This is a genomic window from Sutterella parvirubra YIT 11816 (assembly GCF_000250875.1).
Taxonomy (GTDB): domain Bacteria; phylum Pseudomonadota; class Gammaproteobacteria; order Burkholderiales; family Burkholderiaceae_F; genus Sutterella; species Sutterella parvirubra.
Window position 1 is genome coordinate 1 of sequence record NZ_JH604998.1, and the last position, 864, is coordinate 864.

The 864-nt window shown below is 67.1% G+C and carries 1 protein-coding gene; it reads right to left on the bottom strand.

The genetic code is table 11. From position 1 onward, the window contains the following. Positions 1–49: 49 nt before the first annotated feature. Positions 50–568: a hypothetical protein gene (locus tag HMPREF9440_RS07500; RefSeq protein WP_008542986.1), complete on the bottom strand. Its 519-nt coding sequence runs from the start codon at positions 566–568 to the stop codon at positions 50–52. Between the last annotated feature and the right edge of the window lie 296 nt (positions 569–864).

The window sequence follows — 864 nt, forward strand, 5'->3', positions numbered from 1 at the left end:
GGGAGATTTTTGGGGATTCGAGGAACGGACGGCGCGGGCCTTCTTCGAATCACTTCGCCGCCGCGCTCTGCGCCGCGGCATCCTGCCCGGCCGACTGCGCCTGTTGCTTCGCGAGCATCCGCAGCTTCCCGATCAACTCTTCCGTAAAGGCCGCCACGCGCTGCGCGGTGAGGCCCTTCCCCGCTTCGGCGCGGCCCGTGGCCTCGATGCGCGGGATGCCGTGCTCAAAGGTCTGGAAGACGATCCCCTCCACCACGTCCCCGCGGGTCTCGACCGAGTAGGTGACGACGAAGGGGCAGGCGTCGGGGCCGGAGCCGGCCGAGAGCCGCTCGAAGCTCACGCCCGCGGCGGCGAGACCGGCTTCCAGGGCGCGCTTCAGCGCGTCGCTCTTCACTTCCGGGTTTTCCAAGACGCACGTGCGCGCGTAGTCGACGGGCGCGAAGTCCGCGCTTTCGTCGACGATCTTCGGCCCCGAGGCGCAGGCCGCGAGCCCGAGCGCGAGGGAGGCCGCCTCGGTGAGGGCAAGAAGCCGTCGGGCGTTGATGCGGAAAAGAGTCGTGCGGTGCATGGGCGTTGTCGGCGGGCCTTCCCGGCCGCGGAGAAAAGCGGAACCGCCATTATGGCACGCGCCGCGGCGTTGCCTTCGGGTGCCGCGGGCGCGGTTTCGATGCGGCTTCGGGGCAAAGAGAGCACTCCAGTACCGACCGTCAACGTCCCCGTCAATCCCGCGTAGATGGGATTCGCCGCCCGCACCCCGCACCAATCACCTACCTTCGGGAGTGGTGCTGAATGGTGGTTTGAGGTGCAATCACGGAGTTTCATCTTTCCCCGTTTCCGTAAGGACTAGTAAGGGAATAACGTGTA

What these genes read in the sequence shown, in the direction of transcription:
- HMPREF9440_RS07500 (WP_008542986.1), bottom strand. Translation starts at nt 568, where the DNA reads ATGCACCGCACGACTCTTTTCCGCATCAACGCCCGACGGCTTCTTGCC.